Raw genomic sequence first — 5,377 nt, forward strand, 5'->3', positions numbered from 1 at the left:
CGTTACTTTAATCAAAATCTCTTATCAGCTGTCCTAAATTAGTTGACCACTACAAATAGCCTTGAAAAGCAGTGCATGACGAGCATTGATGGTTAAAAATAGTAGACCTTGCGAGCGGTGTAAGCTCTGTGGTCTAAGACCTAAAAGATATAGAAATTAAGAGTTAAAACACCGCCCCATGAAATACATTCAGGAAAAAGCCTCCAACGATAACGTCAGAGGCTTTTTCTAAAACATTTTTGAGGCAGCGGACAATGATGCAGATCTAGAGCAACCGCCAACGACTGATGGTTCTATTCGCTGTCGTCGCTATCGTCTTCTTCATCACTACTATCAGTCTGTGCCGCACGATCAGTTACCGCGTCAATGTCTGTCTGCTTTTGACCTTCGACTTCAAACGTCCCGTCTTCTTTCATAACTTCGACGAGTTCGTCGTCACCTTCTTCGTGCTCCACACGTGCCATGGCAACGAGCTTTTCTTCTTTTGAAAGACGAATCAGCGTCACACCCTGAGTGTTACGACCAGAACTGGCGACGTGCTCAACTGGTGTACGAACCAATGTCCCTTTATCTGAGATCAAAATAATATCATCAGTAGAGTCAACTTTGGTAGCTCGAACCAGTGCACCGTTACGCTCGCTGGTCTTAATGGCGATGACACCGCCGCCGCCACGATTTTGCGTATTGAACTCATCGATGAAAGTACGTTTACCAAAGCCGTTTTCACATGCGATGAGTATCTCACGCACGTCATCTTCGATAACAACCAATGATTTGATAAATTCATCATCGGCTAAACGCATACCACGAACGCCTTTAGCTGTACGCCCCATCGCACGAGCGTCATTCTCATCAAAACGAATGGCCTTACCACTTGAGGCAAACAACATGACTTCTTGGCTACCATTGGTGATACGCACACTCACCAGCTTATCACCATCTTCTAATCCAACCGCGATCAAACCATTAGAACGAATATTAGCAAACTGTTTCAGCTCTACCCGCTTCACAGTACCATTCGCGGTGGCAAAAAAGACAAATGGCGCTTGTGCTGAAGTGCTCAATTCTAGCGACTCATCACTATCTTCTGATGTTTCCACTTCCTCTTTGCCAGGTTCTTCTACTGTTTTTGGAATAGGCAGTATCGTTGTCACCGTCTCATCATTGTCTAAACCAATGAGATTAACCAATGGACGGCCACGTGCACCGCGACTGGCAATCGGTACTTCAAACCCGCGTAGACTAAAGACACGTCCGCTATCAGTAAAACACAGTACCGTTGCATGTGTAGAGGTCACAATCAGATGATCAATCACATCATCTTCTTTCATTGCCGTTGCAGACTTGCCTTTCCCGCCGCGTTTTTGCGCGACATAGTCATCAATCGGCTGGGTTTTTGCATAGCCGGTACGTGAGACCGTCATGACAACCGTTTGCTCAGGAATGAGGTCTTCACGATTGAAATCCATGCGCGAATCGATAATGTCTGTACGACGCTCATCACCGAAATTATCACGGATCTCAATCATCTCATTAGAGATAATAGTCATTAACTTATCAAAGTCGCCAAGGATGGATTCTAAATGGGCGATTTCACGCAATAAGTCTTGGTACTCTTCGGTCAGCTTATCTTGCTCAAGACCCGTTAGACGATGCAGCTGCATGTCCAAAATCGCATTGACCTGCTCAAGTGACAAACGATAGCGCTCATCGTCTTCGATAAGACCAAAGGGTGCTTTAGGGTCTTCACCTTCGATGAATTCAGGTCGTACTGACTGACTACCTGCCGCAGTCAGCATCGCCACCACGCTACCCGAGCCCCATGTATTTTCTAATAGACTTTCACGCGCCATACCTCGGTTTGCAGAAGCTTTAATCGTGGCGATGATGTCGTCAATATTTGCCAGTGCTACGGTCAAACCTTCGAGCAAATGACCACGTACACGAGCTTTATTTAATTCGTAAATCGTACGACGTGTCACCACTTCTTGGCGGTGACGGACAAAAGCAGCGATAAGCTGACGCAAGGTCAATAGCTTTGGCTGACCATTATCGAGCGCCACCATGTTGATACTGAAGCTAGACTCGAGCGGTGTTTGTAAAAACAAGTTATTGACGATGACTTCAGCTGTCTCACCGCGACGCAAGTCAATCGCGATACGCATACCGTCTTTGTCAGACTCGTCACGAATCTCAGTGATGCCTTCGATCTTTTTGTCACGCACCAACTCTGCAATACGCTCAATCAATTTGGCTTTATTGGCTTGGTAAGGGACTTCAGTAAATACAATGCGCTCGCGATCACGATTGACCCCAGTTTCACTCATCGGTTCGATATGATAACGACCACGTATGTGTAAACGACCTTTACCGGTACGATAAGCATCTAAGATACCCGCGCGGCCATAGATAATGCCACCTGTCGGAAAGTCAGGACCCGAAATGTGTGACATCAGCTCTTCAGCCGACACTTGCGGGTTTTTAGCATAAGCCAAGCAGGCATTGATCACTTCGGTTAAGTTGTGCGGTGCCATGTTGGTCGCCATACCAACTGCAATACCAGTCGCACCATTAACCAACAAGTTAGGAATACGCGCTGGCAGTACGCTTGGCATACGCTCGGAGCCGTCGTAGTTATCTTCCCAATCGACTGTATCTTTGTCCAAATCAGCAAGCATTTGATGGGTCAGCTTAGTCATACGTACTTCGGTATAACGCATGGCTGCCGGAGGATCATCATCGATCGAGCCAAAGTTACCTTGACCATCAACCATCGGATAACGCAAACTAAAGTCCTGCGCCATCCGCACAATTGCATCATACACCGCACTATCACCATGTGGGTGGTATTTACCGATGACATCACCGACCACACGTGCCGATTTTTTGTACGGTTTGTTGTAGTCGTTTGACAGCACATGCATGGCATACATCACACGGCGGTGTACGGGCTTGAATCCATCACGCACATCAGGAAGCGCACGAGAGACGATTACGCTCATCGCATAATCCAAGTAGGATTGCTTCAATTCATCTATGATGCCAATAGGATTGACCGATTCGCTCATATACACTCCTTCACTCACATTCTTTTTCTAATGCCAAAACGCCTGCTCGATATAGCCATGAGCCGTACAAAAAGACAGCCGCATATTTATGCAGCTACCATCAAAGTACAGCGCATACATATGCACTGTTAAGCATGCAAAACAATAGTAAAATGGTGATACGGTTTTTGTTGAAATTAATGTTTAATACAAAGAAGATATTTTAGCACAATTTTGCTAATTTAGGGGTTTCTAGACGGTATTAGCAACAAGCAAAACAGCTGAACGACCTCAGTGTTCTCACTTATCTATAACAGCTAAATTATACCCGTCTAAGTGAGCGCTGGTGCAAGAAATAGTAGTATTTTGGTACTTTGATAGCCTATTCAGACTTAAGATATAACCATAAAAAAACTGCATACATCTGATGCAGTTTTTTATAGTTGTATGGTTCTTTTATGCGTTGCTTTGAGCCTTGTTACGACTGTGCAAAGGCCTGATCAAAAAACTCTCGCGTGGCTTGCGTACAAGCTGTGCTAACTAAACCACCATGGTAATTGCCCAGTACTGCAGCGGCAGCGGCTTGTTGCAAGATAGCAGGATCAGTGACACCTGCAGCCTGAGCGTTTGCAATGGCTAGATTTTGAACTTCAGACAATGTCATGGCAAATTCAGCCTTGACATCATCAAGTACTGTCGTTGACATCCACGGGTTGCTCATGGCATCTCCAATAGAGGTAACTGCCCCTCTATTACCTGTGTTATCTACATCTAATACCGTAATGTTCAAACTGGCATCTGTAGCCGCGCTCGCCTGCTGTAGAATGGCTGACATCGAGCCCGTATTTAAGTCAAAAAACACGGTTGGGTCTTGATGACCACCGCACAATAATGTTGGCATCTCAGGGGCATAACCACGTAAATCATTGGCTTTTAGTGCTTTACGCAGCGTGTTCTGCGGCGTGGCTGCAGGTAAAACCCCCGTCTCAGCCACGAGGCTGTCTGGATTTTGCAAAGCATCGGTCACATAAGCGGCACGAAAATCTGTTTTTATCAAATAGTTGTCTGCTGCAAATCCTAAAAAGGCAAAAGGCAACTCACTATCAGGCAGTTGCTCAAGCACTGCATTGTTGGTTGGACTGGCTTCAAACAGAGCGTTATCAGGCAGCTTGTTTGCTGAGACCAACTCACTAAAGCTCAATAGACTGGGTAACTGAGTATTGGCGTAGCTGGCTGTGAATATGTCAGCGGTATTATTGTAGACATCACCATAGGCTTTTTGCAGCCCGGTCGCTAATAGTGGTGCAAACCGTGTCGCCCCCACATTGACATTGCCAGCAAAAATCGCATCACCAAACGCGGCCAGTGCATAAGGCCCAGATGAAGGAGATATCGCAGTCACAGTCTCGTTATTTTGCTCAAGCAACCTTGCAGTTGCCATGGCTACATGTCCACCCTGCGAGTAACCACTGATGAATAATTCACCAGAATCATCAATGGCTGCATACTCGGCATCATCGCCACCTTCCTCTTGAGCAATGATAGTGCGTGCACTATCTAACGCATCAGCCATATCTTTCGCTTGCTGTTCAGCCACGAGGTATGGATGATAGTCAAGATCGGAGTCATCATAGCCTGCATAATTTGGCGCAACGACGATGTAGCCTTGAGCGGCAAAATTTGCCGCGATCAATGTCGCTTCACCAGTTGCTGAGTTTTGCGGATTCGCCACTTGGGAAAAATCATAGTTTTTATCTGTGGTGGTGCCGTGAGCATAGAGTAAGATAGGTCTATCACCTTGACATTCAGCGCCCTCACCGCTTGGTAACATAAGCGCGGCAGTTGCATTAGTACTTTCTCCTGCTGCACCTACTGTTGGATAGTTCACTTTCTCAATTTTAATATCGCATTTGGCGTCAGGCGTCGCGGTCGTACCAAGACCAAACTGAGTATCTATTTGTTCAGCGGTAAATGCACTAACCGGCTCAACAGTAGTAGCATAAGAGACCGTGGTTTCGTTGTCATCATTACAACCAATCAATAATAAACTACTGGCAACGGCTACCGACAACAGACAGCGCGACATTGTCGGCTTATGCCCAGTAATATGATTTGATAGAGAAGCATCGGCAGCTGGCGTGATGCGATTGTTTTCTGTGGTAGGTTTGGATTTGCTCATGTTTGCTATCCTTAGCGGTGGTGAATCAAGCGTTTGCCAGAAGTCCTTGGCAATAGATGTGTGTTCAAGTTGCAATGACACCTAATCAATGACTGTTATGAACTACCCACTACCTTAGAGGTAGGGGTTTCTTAGGTAATGCTCATACTTG

Annotated in this window: 2 protein-coding genes; both read right to left on the reverse strand. The window is 46.0% G+C overall.

Annotated elements, in window-relative coordinates:
- Positions 1–293 precede the first annotated feature (293 nt).
- Complete coding sequence (gene gyrA / locus L0J61_RS08945; RefSeq protein WP_301466101.1) at positions 294–3,068, reverse strand: DNA gyrase subunit A; 2,775 nt, start codon at positions 3,066–3,068, stop codon at positions 294–296.
- A gap of 457 nt (positions 3,069–3,525) precedes the next feature.
- A complete protein-coding gene (locus L0J61_RS08950; RefSeq protein WP_301466102.1) occupies positions 3,526–5,226 on the reverse strand; it encodes a S9 family peptidase in 1,701 nt (566 codons plus the stop codon).
- Between the last annotated feature and the right edge of the window lie 151 nt (positions 5,227–5,377).

It is taken from the genome of Psychrobacter sp., from assembly GCF_030457785.1.
Lineage (GTDB): Bacteria > Pseudomonadota > Gammaproteobacteria > Pseudomonadales > Moraxellaceae > Psychrobacter.

What these genes read in the sequence shown, in the direction of transcription:
- gyrA (WP_301466101.1), bottom strand. Translation starts at nt 3,068, where the DNA reads ATGAGCGAATCGGTCAATCCTATTGGCATCATAGATGAATTGAAGCAA.
- L0J61_RS08950 (WP_301466102.1), bottom strand. Translation starts at nt 5,226, where the DNA reads ATGAGCAAATCCAAACCTACCACAGAAAACAATCGCATCACGCCAGCT.